The organism is Trichocoleus sp. ST-U1 (genome assembly GCF_039961835.1).
In the GTDB taxonomy this organism is placed as follows: domain Bacteria; phylum Cyanobacteriota; class Cyanobacteriia; order Cyanobacteriales; family FACHB-T130; genus FACHB-T130.
Map to the genome: position 1 here is coordinate 58,702 of NZ_JAMPJZ010000004.1, position 18,934 is coordinate 77,635.

Below are 18,934 nucleotides of genomic sequence, written 5' to 3' on the forward strand. Positions count from 1 at the left end.
TTATGGGTCGCTTAAATCCTTACACGTTACAGATGCAGATTACCCGGATGTTCCAAGACGGGCAATCTATCTTCGCCCCAGTGAAGGTGCAGGATTGGCTGCGAGAGCGCAATCACGATCCAGCCGAATATGATATTCTCTTCCATCAGCAACCCGCGCCGCCGGGAGCCAAAGAAGCGATCGCTATTGATATTGAGTTGCGCCGTAAAGATGGACAGCCGGTCGATCCGTGGCTCCAACAAGAAGTCAACCGCCACGCTTAACGCTGTTTAATGCACTAGCTTGTCAGCCAAAATGGATGGGTTTTAGAGACGCGCTTAACCGCGTCTCTACTTGACCGCCTACCACCCTAAAAAATCTGTTTTAATGGACGTATTTGAAGAAGAATCTCCTTTAATTCCATAAACAAATCGCAGTATAGTTGTGTAATTTGTTATTAAATATAACCAGTTAAATTTATTGAAATTATTTTAATTGAAAGCAAACAGATTTTCTAAACTTACGCTGAGGGGTGACACGCGCCTCAGGGAGCAATGGGTATGAAATCAAATCAGCGTTGGGTTCTAGGTTTTATTCTTTATTTCGTAATTTTACTGACAATTTTTGTTTCTGCTTATTTAGGAATTGTGCCAGTCAAAATTTCTGCCATTCCTTTTTATGACACAATTGGACATTTCATTTTATTAGGGTTTGCCAGTTACTTAGGTCAGAAAGCTTTAGGGAACCGGGTGATTAATATTTGGTCTCGTTCCATAAGCCTACCACTATCACCAATTCTGATTAGTATCTTTGCCTTATTTGATGAGAGTCTGCAAGCCCTCTCACCGCTTCGTTCCTCCACCTTGTCTGATCTCGCTGCCAACCTAATCGGAATTTGGTTCTTTTACTGGCTAGCATCGTTAAAGTAGAGCCTGGGAATCGTTTTTTGGAGTTGGTTACATCCTGAGCATTTGGATTTACTAGAGATTGATGGCGTCGCCGATGCTGCGATGATTCGGCGGCTTTCTCAACGCTTGGTACGCGACGACTGGGCAGAAGTTATTGACATGAGCATGGGAGAACAGAGATTACTTCCCTTTTCACCGATCTCTATCTCAAGAAGTATTCACTTAAAGTAATTCAGTTTATGTGTATCTACAGACTTAAGTCCAAGGGTTAATGACAGGCAATTCCTGTGGATTTAACCTTAATTTAGATGGCTTTAGACGATACAAATATAGTTCTACACAGTCCAAGTTTTTACAAAATAATCATTAGAAAGCTTACTATTCTTTTCTGGAGCTTTCAAGCGACTTAGTGTAGCAAAAAAGTAAGTCTAAAGAGAAGACATTGGAATAAAATAAACTAAAAAATTCAGAAAATCAAGGTTCACGCGGAGGTTTAATATGTCTTATCGCTACAACCAAAATAAAGCTCCCTTTGTGAGAATCGTCTACTCAAAGGTTAATGTAAACGGAAAAACTGAACTGGTGCCGCTGGAGTTATACGCAGATGGCTCTCTTAAGAGAGCTATCTGAAGAGAAAATACGATCTGCAAATATAAAAAAATTCTGTTTCCCGATTCTGTACCAAAGTTCGGGAATACTCTACAATACAGCGAATAAGTTAGCGTTCATAGTCTTGAAACGACAGAGCTGCTATGGCTGGTGTAAAGCCTAACCAAAATTCGATGCTATTGGAGAAACCCGAACATTTTCCCGTCCTGGGAGTGCCCGTTCATCTGTTAGAAGACTATTCTAAGTGGCTAATCTCGCGCCTACATGAGAAGGTAGGCGGTCATGTCGTTACGCTAAATGCGGAAATGGCGATTCAGGCAGAAGACAACCCCAGCCTTGCGGGGATCATCCAGCAGGCTGAACTGGTGATTCCGGATGGAGCTGGGGTTGTCCTTTATTTGCGGCTAAAGGGTAGACGCCTGAGACGCTGTCCGGGAATTGAGTTGGCAGAGTCACTTTTACAGGAAGCTGGGCAAATGGGGAAGCTTTGCCCGATTTTTTTCTATGGTGGGGCACCGGGAGTTGCGCAAGCAGCAGCTGCGGTTTGGGAGGAACGAGTGCCGGGAATTGCGATCGCTGGGAGTCAACACGGCTACCTCTTACCCGAAGCAGAACCAGAATTTAAGACAACCCTGCAAACTCTCCAACCCCGTCTGATATTCGTGGGTTTAGGCGTTCCCCGTCAGGAATTATGGATTGCCCAAAACCGACACCTGTGTCCCGAATCGATTTGGATTGGTGTCGGCGGTAGCTTTGATATTTGGGCTGGAATTAAATCCAGGGCACCCGCTTGGTTGCGGGATAATCATCTGGAATGGCTTTATCGCTTGTATCAAGAACCCTGGCGCTGGCGAAGAATGATGGCTTTACCGCAATTTGCCTTGCGAGCTGTGGTAAAAAGTTATGAGTTTTGAATTGTTAATTGTTCATTGAAGTTGCCATGAACGATGAGCGATTAGCTATTAGCCCTTAGCATTACGCACTGATAACTTTTATATGACCACAGCTTCTGCTCATCCCAGCATTGGCAAAGATCGCCGGAGTGACGCACGGGACGCCAATTACTCAGCCTCCTCAGCAGTCATGGTGAAATTGCGGGAAGTGACAAAAATTTATTCCAATGGCAGCCGTGGGTTATTGGATGTGAATTTGGAAGTTAAGCGAGGGGATTTCTTGTTTGTTACCGGGCCTTCTGGTTCTGGTAAATCAACACTCTTAAAGCTGTTGTATGGGGAAGAACGCCCCACGGATGGCGAGGTCATGGTCGATAACTGCAACGTGGCGCAGTTGCGGGGTCATCGCCTGTCTTTGCTGCGGCGGCGCATCGGCGTTGTTTTTCAAGACTACAAACTCATCCCCCGCCGGACAGTAACGGAAAATATTGCTTTTGTACTGTGGGCGCAAGGCTTCACGCGCAAGGAAATTGAGCGCCGCCTTCCTCCAACGCTGAAATTAGTCGGGTTGCAGCATAAAGCGGATTGTTTTCCTGAAGAACTCTCTGGTGGAGAGCAACAGCGCGTCAGTCTTGCTCGCGCCATTGTCGGAACGCCGCCGCTGTTACTGGCAGATGAACCCACTGGAAATCTCGATGCGGATAACTCGGCATCGGTGCTGAGAATTCTCCAGAAACTCAACGCCTTCGGTGCGACTGTGATGGTGACAACGCACGACGAACGCTTATTGCGGATGGCGAATCGACCTGTGGTGCAAATCCGTGAGGGGCAAGTCAAAATCAGAAATTAACCAGAAATGAATAATTCTTCTGTTTAATTTTTTACTGGGCGCTTCTTACCAAAATCACGGTGCTTTTCACGCCACGCGCGATCGCTTCGGGGATATTTCCCTTCATCACCTGCTGCAATAGCCCTTCCCGACTAGCACCCAATATCACCACATCGCAGGCGTCAGCTTGCGCTAGATCGATCACGGCATCCGAGACAGAACTGGAACGAAGGGGAATCGCCGTCACGCTTGCACTCAGTTGGCGGCTGAGGAACAAGGCTGATTTTTCTAACATGGCGGTGTCCGGCAAGAGGGTGGAAGGATGGAAAACTTGGGCTAGCTCAATTGCGGGTGTCTTACTCAGACACATCAAAGCGGGTAGGAGTTGCAAAGCTTGCTGGGCGTTGGGACCACCAGCAATCGGAACCAGCCAGCGATTGAAGCAGAGGGACACGGTGGGTGAGTGGGTGCCGATGCGATGCCGGGGTGCCAGGATGCGGGGCGGCCGGGGAGAATTGGCAGCGATATGCGCCCTGATGCCTCTGCTTCTCGGCTCTTCTACACCTGGAGTCTCTTCGCCCATTTTCACCAGCACCACCTCGCAGGGAGCCTGCCGGATGATCGTGTCTACCACATCGCCAAAAACTCGACCGGGCGTGATGCTGGTGCCTTTCCAGCCCATCAGCAGCAAATTAATGTGACGCTCGTTAATGGTTTCCAGAATCGCTGGAGCAACATCATGAGACACGCGGATCTGAGTGTGGACGGGAATTTGCCAATCTTGCCCCAGTTTTTCGGCATGACGGAGCAGCCGACGACTTTTGGTAGTGCTGACGGGCGTTTGAGCAGGGGCACTGTTGCGGGGAACCGAGATAACCTGAAGACATTCGATTTCGTAGTTGCGATCGCGCGCAATTGCAGCTGCCATTTGCAACAATGCGGGTGCGGTTTGCGGGTTGGCGATGGTAACGAGCATTCGTCCGCTTCCCACTGCCGGAGAACGAGTTTGATAAACACAGTAAGAAGGCTCCGGACGCGGGCCAATATTCACCGATTGACCGTTCAGCTTATCTGCTTGCGCCCGAATAATATCAGCACGGGTAATAATCCCAATCAGCTTGCGCCCTTCCGTCACTGGCAACCGACTGAGTTGATAGCGATTGAGTAAATAGAGAACATCACCCAAGGAGTCGGTAGGGTTTACCGCCATCGGCTTCGGCGTCATGATTTTGCTCAAAGGGGCATTCCCTGGTAATCCCCGTTGGGCAATTCCAGCAAGGTCAGTTTGGGTAATAATCCCAACCAGTTTCTCCTTATACACAACCGGAAAGCCGCGATGATGGGAGCGAGAGAAGGCTTGCACGGCTTCATCAAGGGTCATATTGCTGGTTAAGGTTTCGACTCGGCGCTGCATCACGTCTGCCGCCTTCAGCATCGATAAGAGTCCATCGGTAGTTGGCTTTTTCTCTAGTTCAATCCCATTCCACTTCAGTAGGCGATCGTAGAGTGACCCCCTAACTATCTTTTCTGACACTAAATAAGCAACAACAGACCCAATCATCAGTGGCAGAACGAGATTGAAGTCCATTGTCATTTCAAAGACGATGACAATGGCGGTGATGGGCGCTTTGGAGACGGCACTGAAAAATGCCCCCATGCCAGCCAGGGCGTAGGTGGTCGGTGAACCCACTGCCAAGGTTACCTCCTGCACGAACCCGACCAGATAGCCAAGCCCAGACCCCAGAATCAGGGAAGGCGCGAATAACCCGCCAGGGGCACCAGAACCACAGGCGACGAGCGTCAGTATATACTGAGCCACAAAAGCGATCGCTGCCATTTCCCAGCTCACTCCACCTGCCAGCAGGGACTCTCGCAGCCCGGTGTTGTCTCGAAATGTTGAGGGGAGAAGGGCGGTCACGATACCAGAAATTAATCCAGCCAGCCCAATTCGCAGCGGTAGAGAAAGTTTGAGGCGGCGATAGAAGGCGAGGGAAGTAAAAATTCCTTTCCCAAACATTGCCCCCAGCACCCCAGCCAAGGCTCCTAACAACAGGTAAAAAGGAATCTCTTGGGCAAAAAAGCTAGTCTGAGATTGGCTAATATCGAGGTTGAGGTCAAGGCTACGACCGCCCAGCAGCCGCGACACAACCGCACCGATAAAGGATGCGAGAATGGCTGTGCCCAAGGTGAGGTCGGATAAATCTTGGAGGAGTTCTTCGACAATAAACAGCACACCGGCAATCGGTGCATTGAAACCAGCCGCTAACCCAGCACCCGCACCAGCGGCAATCATCTGGCGGCGATGGTCGGGCGAAGTAGGAACCCAGTGGCTGAATTGAGCAGCAACGGCTGCACCGATATGCACGGTTGGCCCTTGACGCCCCAAGGTGAGTCCGGAACCCAGAGCAATAATGCTGCTGGCTAACTTCACGAGGGCAACTCGTAAATTCAGGGCGATGGGGAATTGAGAAAGGGCAGCTTTAACAAAAGGAATGCCGCTCCCCGCTGCTTCTGGTGCCAGACGTTCGACTAGGAAGCCGGAGAGGAGTCCAAAGGATAAACCAATGGCGGGTAATGCGAACCATGCAGGGAGAAAGTGGGAAGCATGAACTCGCCATGCACCCAAGGTCCCGACGCCGACTTTGAACAGAACTGCGGCGAGTCCCGATACTAACCCAATTAGACAAGCTTCAGCGATCGCTAAACGCCGTCTGGGTTGTAAGAAAGCTTTGACCTTGGATTTGGGAAATTTGAGTCTTGAGTGTAAAGACAAAACTTGAGAACTTAACACTCTCAAATAATTCATAAGTCATTCAACATTTTGCCCTCAACTCATTTCATGGCTAATGGCTAATGGCTAACGGCTAACGGGCAATTAGCCAGTCTTCGATTCGGATTAACTCAGCATTTTGCCGGTGACAGACAGCCCTTCCACAATCAGAGATGGGGTATAGACCGAACCATTCCACTCGGCGTCGCCTCCCAATGCCACTAGCTGCTTGAGGGCTGCGTATACGTTACCTGCCACCATCGTATCTTTTACCCTGCCGACCACCTGACCGTTCTTGATCCGGTAGCCCAGGTCAACGTTAATCGAGAAGTCCCCCGAAATCCCAGAACCGCCTCCCAGCATCTGATCTACTACCAGCCCATCACCCATCTGCTGCATTAAGCTCAGCAGATCCCCAGTTCCCGGATGAATCAGCAAATTAAATAGCCCCGGTGTCGGGTAACTACCTAAACCGGGACGAAACCCGTTTCCAGTAGTCCCGCTACCCAGCTGGCGTCCGGTCGTGCGGTCGGTATAAAACAGCTGCAAAATGCCGTCTTTGATAAATTCCAGATTCCGCGTGACCGTGCCTTCATCATCAAAAGGACAGCTAAACGGCCCAGATTCCGGGTTTTGGGTAATGGTGAGGGCTTTTGAAGTCACGGGTTCGCCCAAGCGATCGCTCCACGGCGAAGCCCCCTCAAGGGTTCGTTTCCCATTCAGTGCAGCTGAGAGGGTTCCCCAAAGCATATCCGCTGCTTTGGCGGTAAATAACACGGGCACGCGACCGATGGGGGGTGAAATGTTTTCTTTCGCCCACGCTAACCGCTGCAAAATTTGGTTTGCCAAGGCGACCGGATCGAGGCTATCCCGCTGGGTTTGTCCATCGCCAACGCTCAAGAAATCATCCCCCCGCACCCATTCGGCTGCCAGATAACAGCTGAGGGTCGTATCGGTATAGCGACAATCCAATCCTTTGGTGTTGACAAGGCGCGTCGTTTCTGCCTCGCATTCCCATTGAGCGGTGCAGAGGACTTCTGGGTAGGCATCTCGGACGAGGGCGATCGCTTCTTTGCCCATTAATATCAGCTCCTCGACGGGCATAAACTCGCCCAAGTCGGGATACTTAGATGCCCGTCCCTCAGTCAATTCCACGGTTTCCACTCCGTTGAGTGCCGACAAAGCGATCGCTCGATCTACCAGTGCTTGCGGTTCCACAGGACCATAAGCAACGGCTAAACCCGGACGCCCTTCTCGCCACAGCCGCAACGCCGTCCCTTCTGATTGGGCACTTTCCAGTTGTTTGAGCCGGTTGGCTTCAAAAAAAACTGGGCGAGAAAGCGATCGCGCTTGATAAACCTCCGCTGCCTCGGCTCCAGAACGAGTGGCTAACTCCAATAACTGCTCTGCTAGCGTCTCTTGTGGTAAATCGTTAAAACCCATATTCTGACCGTGGAATTTATTGATGGAACCGCCAAGACGCCCTCATAAAGTCAAAGTCAAAAGTGCGAAATTCTGTCGCTCAGTCTCAACATCCGCGCTTTTACTCCGACTTTTATGCTTGTCTGAGAGCCTTTTTTTATGTCTTTGTCTTCTATTCTCCCAGTCTGGTTGCGAAACCGAAAGATTTACTTTGGAATCAATTTAACTCAGAGGCAATTCTTGCATTAGCCAAAAACCCGCAAAGGATTCTGATTGCGGATCGGACTGAATCGCTAAAAAATGCAACATCCCAGCTTTTCGCTTGGCGTCCTCAAAGTTTTCGGCTTCCGTCAAAGTTTTTGAATCTTTGATACTTGCCAAAATCCAGCTATTACTCTCACCCGTCTCTAAAAGCAATCTAGGCGGTGTGTTCCGATTAAATTTCAGGAACGCCGGTTCAATTCCAGACATCCAGCCAGCCATTGGCACTGCTCTGGGAGAGAAAATCACCACTCCTGGAATCTGCGTCTCCTGTGGCAAAGGCGCGAAATCTCCTAATCCAATGAGTGGGAAAGCTTCTCGAAAGCCAATGTCCCACTCGTGCATTTCCTCAAAGGCTTCCGCTGACAAGGTTACAAATGCCCACTTTTGCCCAACCAGCGCATCCGGTAAAGGTTGGGGCGGCTGGGGTTGGTATTGGACAGAGGGATTCGGGGCAACTCCTTGGTAGCCCGATTGCTGGGGATAAACGTCCTGCATCCGCTCTTGCAGCCACCGATACAATGTAAAAGTTCGGCGGCTCAGCTGAGCGGAAATGCCCAACTCATCGCAGGCTTTCACAATCATTTTGGTCATCGGGCGGCGGAAGAAGCGGATTTTTTGAGGAGGTTCAGCTGCCCTAGCGATCGCTTCTTCCAACGTCGTTCGCAGCCAGATCGAATTTACCGTGCTATTGGGGCAAAACTCGGCGTAACGAAACAGGGACTCAGGTTTCGTGCGGATATCCAACGGACTTTCGCACACCAATAATTCCCAAATCTTTTTCTGTTGTTCGTCCAAAATTGGACGCGAATAAAAATCTAATTCCCAAACTGTTCCCATGCCGCGCCGTTAAAATCTGGTCACTTCCTTCATAATACGTTTGAAGCATCCTTTTACTCATGATTTACATCGACGGTTCCTACGGAGAAGGCGGCGGACAGGTTTTACGGACTTCCCTCAGCCTGGCGGCGATCGCAGGCCATCCGATCCGAATCGGGCGGGTTCGGGCGGGACGCAAAAAGCCCGGACTCGCTGCCCAACACTTAACGGCTGTGCGTGCCGCTGCTGCCATCTGCGGAGCGAAAGTGCAGGGGGATACGTTAGGTTCAACGGCTTTAGAGTTTATTCCGGGTGATTCAATCCAACCGGGAAAATACACGTTTGATGTCACCGAAGCACAAGAAGGCGGTTCGGCGGGTGCTGTCACTTTGGTTTTGCAGACAATTTTGCTGCCTTTAGCGATCGCGCAGGGAGAATCGCAGGTGACGCTGCGCGGCGGCACCCATGTCGCCTATAGTCCCGCTTATACCTACATCGAGCAAGTCTACTTGCCTCTGTTACATCAGATGGGAGTGGAAGCTGAGGTGAGGATACGCAGTTGGGGGTGGTATCCCCAAGGCCAAGGAGAAGTGGAACTTCGCGTTAGCGGTAGGGGCGTTAGGGGTAAGAACAGGGAAATCCAACCATTGCGAGGGATTAGCCTTCTGGAACCTGGAGAATTTCAGCAGGTGCGGGGGATTGCTGTGGTGACACAACTTCCTTCCCACATTCCCCAACGGATGGCTAGCCGCGCCGAGAATGTGTTGCATCAGGCAGATCTCAAAGCCACTGTCCAACCCTTACGGGAAAGGGGTATCGCACCGGGGGCGGGGATTTTCCTCACCGCTGAGTACGAGAATAGCAAGGCTTTCTTTGGTGCTTTGGGACGTCTGGGACTGCCAGCCGATAAAGTTGCCGATATGGCTTGTCAGGAGTTGCTGGATTTTCATAACACTGGCGCACCCGTCGATGTACACCTGGGGGATCAGTTGCTATTGCCAGCGGCTTTAGCTGACTCGACGAGTCAATACCGAGTGGCGGAGATTAGCACCCACCTAACGACCAATGCGTGGGTGATTGAGCAGTTTGGCTTGGCATCGATAACGATTGATGAAGTCGATCGTCGGGTGACGGTAACACCCAACCCTGATAGATGAGTAGGGATAGTTAGCGATCGCTCCTAAATTTCCAGTTTATTTAAACACGACAACGGCTCCCATACTGCTAATATTGCCCTCATCGCCGCAGACTTTGATGTTCACTGCTGCAACAAAATGGACTAATGGCTGACCTACCTCCTTCATTGCCACCAGGGTGTGTTCTCCGACCAGCCCGTGCGGAAGAAAAATGGTTAATTCAGCAATTATTATTAGAATTTACAAAATCTGAGGCTTTAAAATTTGATCTGAGAGTTTTATCTTTCAATTTCCTAATTTTGATTGCCTTGACTTTTTTCATGCTAGCAATCATACAAATTATCAAAATTCTTGCTTCTAATTTCTTGCTCGGAATTATTTTATTTCTTATCCTTGCACTTCTTTTTATTGTTACTCTTTGTTTGGCCGCTTCCTTTATTCTATTTTTCTTCTCAATTTTCACCTATGCTTTTGTCAATTGGTCGCGGTTCTGGGTCATTGAATGTAATGGAAGGTTAGTAGCTTGCGGTGAAATAAACGGCTATAGTACGCACTCTATGCTGTATTACTTATTTGTGAAACCTGTTTGGCGCAGCCAGCACCTGGGTTCCCATCTAGTGAAGCGTCTTGTTCAAGAAGCGACCCACCCCCTCTATTTAGTCTGTAAGCCTAAATTAGTACGATTTTATTCGCAACTTGGCTTTACGATTGTTCCTTGGCAAGAAATCTCACAGCCTCTCAAATCAAGTTTTCACATTTTCCAACTAGATACCCTAATTAGTGGAAATGTTTGGACAGTTATGCGGTATCAAAGTTAGAAAAATCAGGGATTTTTGTAAAATCCCTGATTTTTGCGATTGAATTCTTAAGGAACATCAATCGGAATCAAGGCATTTTCAGGCACATAGCTACTAAACCGTTCGCCATCCGCTAAGATAGCTACCATCCGCAGCGGAAAATCTGGACCGATTTGCAAATCTGCCCAAGGAACTGCCACTTCCAAACACTTATTTAAACCCACTTGAGCGCGGCTAAACCGAGGATGCCACTTGAGATGTTCCCCAGCCTCCTCAAACTCAATCGTGTGAGTCAGTAAGTTAATCCCTAAATGGTGGTGGAACAGATAGTTCAGTGGCGCTTCGTCAGGTAAATTTTCCAGCGGAATGGGGCTATTGTGCATTGTTTGGTTGGGATAGAACCACAGCAAATGCAACTCTGGCGGACAGCCTTTACCCGGTTGAATGCCGGTCTGGAAGTCCAGCCGTAGATAGAAGTTAAGGTGATCCACGCCGTACCAAAGACGCTGAATGGCACTGCTCTTGTGCATCGTACCCCGCGATCCGCCCACATCAATCCGACCAGCGCGATCCCAATCCTGTTCGTCACCCAGTCCATCGATGGTGGGATGAATAAAGCCTTGGGGTCGATGGTCTCCCCGCGCTTCGTGAGCTTCTACGGGTTGGCGCAAGTTCGACGGGATCGGCTCATTTAAAGCTTGGTAAATCGCACACAGGTGTTCCCGGAACAGCTGGTCGAACATGGCATCTTGGTTTGAGGAATGACCTTCGCCAAACCACCAGAACCAATCGGAACCTTCTGCGGCGTACAAAGCTTCCCAAACTTCTGGATTGTTTTCCTCGGTTGCTTCTGGATGGCTAGCCAAGACTTTCCGCGCATCTTCTAAGAGATCCCAGGCGCGATTTTTGGCGGGATCGCCAATCCAAGTTGTAAAGCTGCCATCGACCCAAGAGCCGCTGTGCAGCTGCTCGGCGGGGATGGTTGTCTTGGGAGGGAACTGGTCTAGAAATTCCGAAACCGTGACCAATTTCAGCTCTGAGTGGTCGCTCAGCGTTTGATAAAGAGCTTCTAAGAAGGGCTTACCATCCAGATGGTAGTGTTCCCAACAGTTTTCGCCATCAAGGGCAATGTTGACCAGCCACGGTTGTTCTAGGGCTGTACCGCCTCCTTTCTGGCGGTGTTTCAGGGTGCGAGCGATCGCTTCCAAATGCCCGACTAAGTCGGCGGCGGCGCGGCGCGGTTCCATCGCTCCATAAGTAAAGCCAATTAAATCTGATAATCGGTGATCCCGAAACACGATCGCTAAGTCGCCGAACTCGGTTTGCAGCCGATAAGGTTGATATAGTAATTCGGGTTCGTAGACATTCCCCGCACCGTCTCGATGGAAAAATTGCTTCTTAGACCAACCTAAGACGGCTTCATCGGAGCAGATCCACTTATATCCTTGCTTGGCGATATAAGGCAAAATTTCGGGGCTAACCGATTGTTCTGAAGGCCACAAACCACGCGGTTCTTGCCCAAACCGATCTTTATACATATCCCAAGCTTTTTGGAGATGTCTGGGGATATCTTCAGCCCACTGGAAGCGCTGATTCGGCAAGGTCATGTTGGGCACCGCCACCCGACCAGAGTTGGTATCGTTCAGTAAGGGCAAAATCGGGTGCGTGTAGGGCGTTGTTGATACTTCCAGTTGCCCCGCTTCTTGCATCTGCCGGTGCTGCGGAATGATGCGACTCAATATTTCTCGTTGTTTAGAGAAAATTCGCTGGCGATCGCTTAAAGTAAAGTTTCTTCCCTGCTTCAACCAGCCCTCAATCTCTGGATCGTCCCAAAACAAAGGATCGATCCACGCCAGATTATGCCAAGCGAGCAAATCGCTGTAATCTTGCGGATTCCAATTTGTCCAACACCATTCTTCCCCCTTTTCTTGACGTTGCCCGTACAGTTCTCCGTAGCGAGGATGAGGGTCAATTAAAGTATGGTGATTGGCATCAAAAAAATGCTCAATAATAAATCTTTTTTGTTCATCACTCAGTTGCTGTTCCGGCGTCAAAGCTGCTGCTAAGTACGGGTCCATCGCCGTGCCAGCAACATAATCCTCTAACTGCAAAATCAAAGATGGCACGAGATTAACCGTTTGATGCAGCTTCGGATAACGAGCCAGCAGCAGCACTAAATCTAGGTAATCTTTCGTCCCATGCAGCCGCACCCACGGTAAACGATACTGGTTGACTGCGCGGCTTTTGTACAGAGGTTGATGTTGATGCCAGATGAAAGAGATATAGAGAGGATGGGGCATAGGAAAAGTAAATAGGAGAAACTAAAAAGGCAAAAGAAATATCTGTTTTATTTCTTTTGCCTTTGGCTTTGAAAAGACTGGTTCAATTAAACTAAAAAGGCAAAAGAAATCAGAAAAAATCTTTTGCCTTTTGCCTTTTACCTTTTGCCTTTAAAGGACTTGCTCAACTTCGGCAATTTCGGGGATAAATTCGCGCAGGCGGCGCTCAATTCCCATTCTCAGCGTCATTGCTGAACTAGGGCAAGATCCGCAGGCTCCTTGGAGGCGTAGCTTCACGACTGGACCGTCGATGTCTACCAGCTCAACGTTACCACCATCGGACATTAGGTAAGGGCGCAGTTCATCCAAAACTTGTTCGACGTTTTCTGAAGTCAGTGCCAGTGTTTGTGACATGGTTAGTTTACCTTATCGAATCTTTCTTTCTATTGCAGCTATGTTGATCCTAGTTCACGCAGAGATAAAAACTCATCGCGAAAATGGAGAACACTGGGAACCGCTGAGAGCGTATTGTAACGCCGACTGCCTATACCGCTGCTGGTTCCAGTAACTTGACGTTCGCGTAGTTGAACTCGGTAGTCGTTTTCTGACCTTGCTCATTCGCGTGAATTACCTGCTTGGTCATCACGTAGTAATCGCCGACTTTATCGAAGGTATCCTCAAATTGCATTTCTCTGAGCAATTCACCTGTCTGAGGATTCCGGAAGATAACATCGTAGCGACTGGCGGCGTAGCCTTCTCCGGTGTCTAAACTTTCAGCGGTATCGATGACAAATGCCATTCGACCCATTACCCGACTCACCTGGCAAATTTCAGTGCCTCGGATTTTGTAGTTAGATCCCATCGCATCGCCTTTAACCAGAATTTCCGTAGCGCCGCTGGCGTCCGTTTCCCCCAGGTTAAATTCGTTCTTGCCGTGAGCTTTGTCAAAAGACCCCCGCTTGCGGTGGGTGACAATATCCCTGAGCTGAGTATAGATGCTCTCTTGCACCGTTTCGTCTTCGATGCCGGTAACTTCAACAGTCATGTCGCTGTTGATGCGAATTTTGCCTTTGTAGACTTCATCACCTTGCTTGAGTTCTACATCAGCACTATATCCGGGGAAATTAGTATCCCAGGTGTAGCGGTTTTCGTAGGCAGCCCGAAACAAGTCACGAGCATTTGCTTGCTCAGTCATAGACTCTTACTTTAATCAACTTCTTTCCTAGTGTAAAAATCTTTGCAGAGTAGTGACACGCTTTGGCGACACAATTCTCTGAAAACTGGGGTTAGCAGAAAAACCCGATAGCGTCGCTGTACCCACCTAGATTAATAGCTCTATTAAACCCGTCTGTGGCGTAGTAATCATTACTGGAGCTTGATACAGGGGTACAGTGACCATGACTGTTGAGCTGAGTCCTTCCCCGTACGATGAACATGAATATTGCCAGCCATTGCTTCGAGCAGCTTTTGAGAGATTGTGAGTCCGAGTCCCGTACCCGCACCGGGAGTTGTGTGAGAGCCATTCACTTTACCGAACAATTGAAACTAAGGCACCGGCTTATGTCCAATGCTTTTCCCAAACTTTCAACCGTTTGCTGGAAAATCGCTTTTAGATCGAGTGTGCGATCGCTCCTGTTAGCAATTTGGTTCAAAGTTTTGGTACGGTTCGGAAATTGGCTCAGTCATAGAATCCTGTTGACCTCGCAGGCGATGTTGGCGTGCTTGCTTTCTCGAAATTTCATCGTAGAGCCTGAAACTACCAGCAAGCAGCTTGTTTGTGCTTTCAACTAGTAGAGCCAACTCAACCCAATTTCATTAATCCCCGAAAGTAGCACCTACATTAACAATCCATCGAACCTGTCTGTTGCGTTGAAATCATTACCGGCTCTTGATACAGAGGCACGGTGAACGTAACTGTTGAACCCAGCCCTTCGCCCATACTGTAGAAGTTTACGACCCCACCCATTGCTTCTACCAGCCTTTGAGATATTGCCAATCCCAATCCGGTACCACCGTACTGTCTGGTGCGAGAGCCATCTACCTGGCTAAAAGATTGAAATAGTTTGTCTTGCTTGTCAAGGGAGACGCCAATCCCCGTATCGGCGACTTGGACTTTCACGACGCCTGGACATTCTTGTCCTCCAAACTTAAGTTTCTTTTTACTGACCTCGGCACTGACCGTGACGCCGCCTTCATGGGTAAATTTGATTGCATTCCCTATCAGGTTTAACATCACCTGGAGCAGCCGCTGGTAGTTGCCATACAGGATAATTTCATCGTAAGTAGATGGCATTTGAATGCATAAGCTCAGGTTTTTCTGCTGCGCCTGATTCTGGGTAAATTCCTCGACATCCCCGAATAGTTCTTCCAGCTTCACCTGTCCCAGTTCCAGCTCCATTTTGCCTGCTTCAATTTTGGCGACATCGAGAATGTCATTGATCAGGTTGAGGAGATGTAAAGCTGAACGGTAAGCATCTTGGATAAAATCCAGTTGCTCTTCTGGCTCGTCTACCGTCCCATCTAGGATCAGCTTCAGGGAGCCAATCATGCCGTTTAGCGGTGTCCGAAGTTCGTGGGAAGTATTTGCCAGAAACTCTGATTTGAGGCGAGAAGCTTCTTCTGCTTGTTCGCGGGCTTCTTCTAATTCTTTATACAGGGTGGCGTGAGCGATCGCGGTTCCCACCTGATCTGCCAGTTCTCTAACTAACTCAACTTCGGCATCGTTCCATCGCCGAGTGCGATCGCACTGTTGCAAAGCGATGACGCCATTTGGCTGGTTTTGATAGCAGGTAGAAACGACTAATACCGATTGTTGCCCAAACGCATTCACCCCAGCCTGTTCTACCACAACTGGCTCGCCTTGTGTCTCCAGTGCTTGCCTTAGATAGGGTTGCTCGGCAAGCTGTAACTGTTGTCCCAGCATCGACCGAAACGTCTCCTGGCAATACTCCGCCACCACCTGCACTTTGGGCTTAGAACTTTCGTAGTTGCAGATGATGCAGCGACTAACGTTAAGCGCTTCTCCTAGTCCTCTAACCGTTTGCTGCCAAATGGTATCTAGATCGAGCGTGCGACGGATATTCCTAGCAATCTGACTCAGCAGTTTTTGGTACTGATCTGGACTTGACACAGTTGACTCGAAAGTTGGCAGTGAGACATTAACAGGAGCCGCCATCAGAGTATACCTGTAAACTGCAAAAGGAGAAGAAGCTAATGATTACCAGCCGTTTTCTGTGATAGATACAACCTCAAAAGACTTGCCCTGCGGCTAAAGTCTACATCTAGAGTGTTCTTTATTTTTCATTAATCGTTCCATTCTCCTCTCGGAGGCACGGGCGGATTCCTCTCTAGGTTCCGAGTCAGTTCATCATCTCGATCTCGTTCGCCTCTAAGCCACTGCCGAATTGCCGTCTCAATGACCTTACTCGGATCGTTGGTCAGGTGCTTAATTTGTGCTAACAGTTCAGAATCAAGGTGGATAGAAATTTCCACCTTTTCGGCTGAACCCTGAGAATATCTGGCCCGATCGTTCATATCAGTGCAGTGATGACATTTCCAAGCAAATCCAATGCGGAAGAGGATGCGCCGTCTTTCCATGCTAACTGCTGATGCAAGCAACGCAGTGAGTTGAGGGCAGCTCCTAATCCTAATGGGCAACAAAATTTTGCAATTCCGATCCCTAGTATGCATTCTGACATTCTCTGGGCGCTAACTGCTAGTAGGTAATAGCGCTCTATTTTGTGGTGAGGGCGGCTGCTCCTGAAGCGTTGCCACTTTTCGGTAGAAAAGTCGTTCTCTCCTCAGAAAATTACCCTTTTTTTAAAGGTTTTTCATCAGAGCAGTTTTTGCATGGATTTAATTCCAATGTGCCCTAATCTACTTGAATACACAAGATTTCTTTTTAAGTCTTTAGATTCACAATACCTTTTGCTGTGTTCTCATCACCCTCCCGTGCCAAATTAAATGGTTATCGCTTCGCTTTACTGACTGTTTGACAGTTACTCAGTCCTCCCTCCTCAACTCTCAGTCCTCAGTCCTCCTTCCTCAACCCTCAGTCCTCAGTCCTGCATCTATTTTTATCGCTGTCTCTGATTTAGGTAAACCGCGCAGATTTTCTACTGTATAGTCATCGAAGGCGGTAACTGTCCTACTCAAAGTTAAAGAATTGTTTCACGTTGACAGAAGGGACATATCTGCGGCTGTCCTAACTGCCGGGGCATCGGAAACATTACAATATTTGAAGTCCGCTGAACTTTTCAATTGCCGTTCGTGCCTTTTTGTTTGGCTATGACTGACGTACCTGTTTCTCGCATTCGTAATTTCTCGATCATTGCCCACATTGACCACGGAAAATCCACTCTGGCGGATCGCCTCTTGCAGTTTACGGGCACGGTGCAAGATCGGCAGATGAAGGAACAGTTCCTGGACAATATGGATTTAGAACGGGAGCGCGGCATTACGATTAAGCTGCAAGCTGCCCGAATGAACTATACCGCCAAGGATGGTCAACAGTACGTTCTAAATCTAATTGATACACCTGGTCACGTTGATTTTTCCTACGAGGTGTCGCGTTCTCTGGCTGCTTGCGAAGGCGCACTCTTGGTAGTGGATGCCTCTCAAGGGGTGGAAGCGCAAACGCTTGCCAATGTTTATCTTGCCCTTGAAAATAATCTGGAAATTATTCCAGTATTAAATAAAATCGATCTCCCTGGAGCTGAGCCAGATCGGGTAAAGGGAGAAATTGAAGAAATTATCGGACTGGATTGTAGCGGTGCAATTCTCGCTTCTGCAAAAGAAGGGCTTGGGATTGACGAGATCCTGGAGTCGATCGTTCACTTAGTCCCGCCGCCGATAGATACGGTGTCCCAACCGCTGAGAGCTTTAATTTTTGATAGTTACTATGACAGCTATCGGGGTGTAATTGTATACTTCCGGGTGATGGATGGTACGGTCAAAAAAGGCGATCGCGTTCGTCTGATGGCGACTGGCAAAGAATATGAAATTGACGAATTGGGTATCCTTTCCCCGACTCAGAAGCCGGTGAACGAACTGCACGCCGGAGAAGTGGGCTACCTAGGAGCGGCAATTAAAGCGGTGGAAGATGCTCGCGTAGGAGACACCATTACCCTAGCGAATGCCCCTGCTAGCGAGGCATTGCCCGGTTACACCGAAGCGAAGCCGATGGTCTTTTGCGGCTTGTTCCCTACCGATGCTGACCAATACCCAGACTTACGGGAAGCCCTGGAAAAACTGAAATTAAATGATGCGGCGTTGAACTACGAACCGGAAACGTCCAGCGCAATGGGGTTTGGCTTCCGCTGCGGCTTCTTGGGCTTGCTGCACATGGAGATCGTCCAAGAGCGTCTAGAGCGGGAATACGATTTAGATTTGATTATCACCGCTCCTTCGGTGGTCTATCGGGTGATTACCAATAAGGGAGAGGAAGTCTACATTGATAATCCCAGCCACCTACCGCCGCCGAACGAGCGGGAAAAAATTGAGGAGCCTTATGTCAAGGTAGACATGATTACCCCAGAAGTCTATGTGGGGACTTTGATGGAGTTATGTCAAAACCGGCGTGGTGTCTTCAAAGATATGAAGTATTTAACGCAGGGGCGAACCACGCTGACTTATGAGTTACCCCTGGCGGAAGTGGTGACGGACTTTTTTGACCAAATGAAGTCCAGAACTCGCGGCTATGCCAGTATGGAATATCATTTGATTGGCTATCAGGAAAATCCCCTGGTTAAGCTAGATATTTTAATCAACAACGACCCCGTTGATGCCTTAGCGATGATTGTGCATCGGGATAAGGCTTACAACGTAGGACGTGGTTTGACAGAAAAGTTGAAGGAACTGATTCCCAGGCATCAGTTCAAAATTCCGATTCAAGCCGCGATTGGCAGTAAGATTGTCGCCAGCGAACATATCCCCGCTTTGAGAAAAGATGTGCTTGCCAAGTGCTACGGCGGTGATATTTCTCGAAAGAAAAAGTTGTTGCAGAAGCAGGCTAAAGGGAAGAAGCGCATGAAGTCGATTGGGACGGTTGATGTACCGCAATCAGCTTTCATGGCGGTGTTGCGCCTGGATCAAGAGTAGCGCTTGGATTGAGACTACTGAATTGAGACTTACGCTGGATTTTTAAGCTAAGCTTAGGAATCCAGCGTATTTTCGTAGCTTCGTGTCTTACATAGGGTGCTATTCCAGGCTGAGAGTGGGAAAGGAACGAACT

At 48.9% G+C, this 18,934-nt stretch carries 16 protein-coding genes and 1 pseudogene; 8 read left to right on the plus strand and 9 right to left on the minus strand.

The window, feature by feature from the left end; genetic code table 11:
- Positions 1–2: 2 nt before the first annotated feature.
- The 5 genes from NDA06_RS03040 (at position 3) to ftsE (ending at position 3,239) form a co-directional block, all read left to right on the plus strand.
- Entirely contained in the window at positions 3–263 is a 261-nt protein-coding gene (locus tag NDA06_RS03040) for a hypothetical protein (protein ID WP_190411337.1), read from the plus strand.
- 276 nt (positions 264–539) lie between these two features.
- Positions 540–908 (plus strand): VanZ family protein, encoded by a 369-nt coding sequence (locus NDA06_RS03045; RefSeq protein ID WP_190432312.1) that lies wholly within the window; start codon positions 540–542, stop codon positions 906–908.
- A 42-nt stretch (positions 909–950) separates the two neighbouring features.
- Positions 951–1,118 (plus strand): hypothetical protein, encoded by a 168-nt coding sequence (locus NDA06_RS03050; protein ID WP_190677913.1) that lies wholly within the window; start codon positions 951–953, stop codon positions 1,116–1,118.
- A gap of 551 nt (positions 1,119–1,669) precedes the next feature.
- Complete coding sequence (locus NDA06_RS03055; RefSeq protein WP_190411358.1) at positions 1,670–2,410, plus strand: WecB/TagA/CpsF family glycosyltransferase; 741 nt, start codon at positions 1,670–1,672, stop codon at positions 2,408–2,410.
- A 169-nt stretch (positions 2,411–2,579) separates the two neighbouring features.
- The gene (gene ftsE / locus NDA06_RS03060) at positions 2,580–3,239 is read left to right on the plus strand and encodes a cell division ATP-binding protein FtsE (protein ID WP_190411357.1); all 660 of its coding nucleotides are present in this window, start codon (positions 2,580–2,582) and stop codon (positions 3,237–3,239) included.
- Between the two features lie 31 nt (positions 3,240–3,270).
- Here the strand turns inward: ftsE and NDA06_RS03065 are convergent, their stop codons facing one another.
- The 3 genes from NDA06_RS03065 to NDA06_RS03075 form a co-directional block, all read right to left on the minus strand.
- Positions 3,271–6,024 (minus strand): chloride channel protein, encoded by a 2,754-nt coding sequence (locus tag NDA06_RS03065; protein WP_190411334.1) that lies wholly within the window; start codon positions 6,022–6,024, stop codon positions 3,271–3,273.
- 90 nt (positions 6,025–6,114) lie between these two features.
- The gene (locus NDA06_RS03070; protein ID WP_190411333.1) at positions 6,115–7,431 is read right to left on the minus strand and encodes a TldD/PmbA family protein; all 1,317 of its coding nucleotides are present in this window, start codon (positions 7,429–7,431) and stop codon (positions 6,115–6,117) included.
- Positions 7,432–7,632: 201 nt separating this feature from the next.
- Complete coding sequence (locus NDA06_RS03075) at positions 7,633–8,511, minus strand: Tab2/Atab2 family RNA-binding protein (protein ID WP_190411332.1); 879 nt, start codon at positions 8,509–8,511, stop codon at positions 7,633–7,635.
- A 59-nt stretch (positions 8,512–8,570) separates the two neighbouring features.
- Between NDA06_RS03075 and rtcA the strand changes: the two genes are divergently transcribed.
- The gene (gene rtcA / locus NDA06_RS03080) at positions 8,571–9,647 is read left to right on the plus strand and encodes an RNA 3'-terminal phosphate cyclase (RefSeq protein WP_190984940.1); all 1,077 of its coding nucleotides are present in this window, start codon (positions 8,571–8,573) and stop codon (positions 9,645–9,647) included.
- Between the two features lie 125 nt (positions 9,648–9,772).
- Positions 9,773–10,444: a GNAT family N-acetyltransferase gene (locus tag NDA06_RS03085; RefSeq protein ID WP_190411330.1), complete on the plus strand. Its 672-nt coding sequence runs from the start codon at positions 9,773–9,775 to the stop codon at positions 10,442–10,444.
- Positions 10,445–10,491: 47 nt separating this feature from the next.
- On the opposite strand, the gene NDA06_RS03090 is transcribed toward NDA06_RS03085, so the two are convergent.
- The 6 genes and pseudogenes from NDA06_RS03090 to NDA06_RS03115 all read right to left on the minus strand — a co-directional run bounded on the left by NDA06_RS03090 (position 10,492) and on the right by NDA06_RS03115 (position 16,236).
- Positions 10,492–12,723 carry a glycoside hydrolase gene (locus tag NDA06_RS03090; protein WP_190984939.1) on the minus strand — a complete coding sequence of 744 codons (2,232 nt, stop codon included), beginning with the start codon at positions 12,721–12,723 and terminating at the stop codon, positions 10,492–10,494.
- Between the two features lie 150 nt (positions 12,724–12,873).
- Entirely contained in the window at positions 12,874–13,116 is a 243-nt protein-coding gene (locus NDA06_RS03095; RefSeq protein ID WP_190411328.1) for a NifU family protein, read from the minus strand.
- A 130-nt stretch (positions 13,117–13,246) separates the two neighbouring features.
- The gene (locus NDA06_RS03100) at positions 13,247–13,897 is read right to left on the minus strand and encodes a DUF3386 domain-containing protein (protein WP_190984938.1); all 651 of its coding nucleotides are present in this window, start codon (positions 13,895–13,897) and stop codon (positions 13,247–13,249) included.
- Positions 13,898–14,023: 126 nt separating this feature from the next.
- A pseudogene (locus NDA06_RS03105) lies at positions 14,024–14,247 on the minus strand (ATP-binding protein); the annotation flags it as partial.
- Between the two features lie 295 nt (positions 14,248–14,542).
- On the minus strand, positions 14,543–15,877 hold the full coding sequence (locus NDA06_RS03110) for a GAF domain-containing protein (RefSeq protein WP_190411325.1): 1,335 nt from the start codon (positions 15,875–15,877) through the stop codon (positions 14,543–14,545).
- 128 nt (positions 15,878–16,005) lie between these two features.
- Positions 16,006–16,236, minus strand: a complete 231-nt coding sequence (locus NDA06_RS03115) for a type II toxin-antitoxin system CcdA family antitoxin (protein WP_190411356.1) — start codon at positions 16,234–16,236, stop codon at positions 16,006–16,008.
- Positions 16,237–16,989: 753 nt separating this feature from the next.
- On the opposite strand from NDA06_RS03115, the gene lepA reads away from it, so the two are divergent.
- Positions 16,990–18,801, plus strand: coding sequence for a translation elongation factor 4 (gene lepA / locus NDA06_RS03120; protein WP_190411324.1), 1,812 nt, complete (start codon positions 16,990–16,992; stop codon positions 18,799–18,801).
- The last annotated feature ends 133 nt before the right edge of the window (positions 18,802–18,934 follow it).